The sequence below is a fragment of the Agrobacterium sp. MCAB5 genome, from assembly GCF_052114365.1.
Classification (GTDB): domain Bacteria; phylum Pseudomonadota; class Alphaproteobacteria; order Rhizobiales; family Rhizobiaceae; genus Agrobacterium; species Agrobacterium tumefaciens.
The window spans coordinates 1-453 of the sequence record NZ_JBFREP010000257.1; the positions used below are offsets into that span (position 1 = coordinate 1).

Annotated in this window: 1 protein-coding gene; it reads left to right on the plus strand. The window is 58.8% G+C overall.

Annotated features, from left to right (window positions below; translation table 11 throughout):
- The coding region (locus AB4Z23_RS28510) for a nucleotidyl transferase AbiEii/AbiGii toxin family protein (protein WP_441361312.1) at positions 1–453 on the plus strand (453 nt) is incomplete at both ends.

Consider the following 453-nt stretch of genomic DNA (forward strand, 5'->3'; position numbering starts at 1 on the left):
GGCGGTATGTTGGTCACGGTCTGGGTGGCCGACGACAATCGGGTGACGCGGGATGCGGACTTTCTCGGACATGGGGACGCAGATCCTGCCCGCCTGATCGCCGACTTCGGGGAGATCATGGCGATTGAGAGCGACGACGGGCTCGTCTTCGACATCAATGCGCTCGCTGCAACAGTCATTCGAGAAGAAATGGAATATGGCGGCGTTCGTCTCAAGAYTGCAGCCTATCTCGAAAGAACCCGCATCCCCATTACAATCGACATCGGCTTCGGAGACGCTATGGCCGATGCGACGCAGCGGCTCGACTATCCAGCCCTGCTAGATTTTCCCGCTCCGCAGGTTCGTTCCTATCCGCCTGCAACGGTGATCGCCGAGAAATTCCAGGCGATGGTGGCGCTTGGTGTTCTCAACGGGCGCATGAAAGACTATTACGACCTGTGGGCGATACCGCGC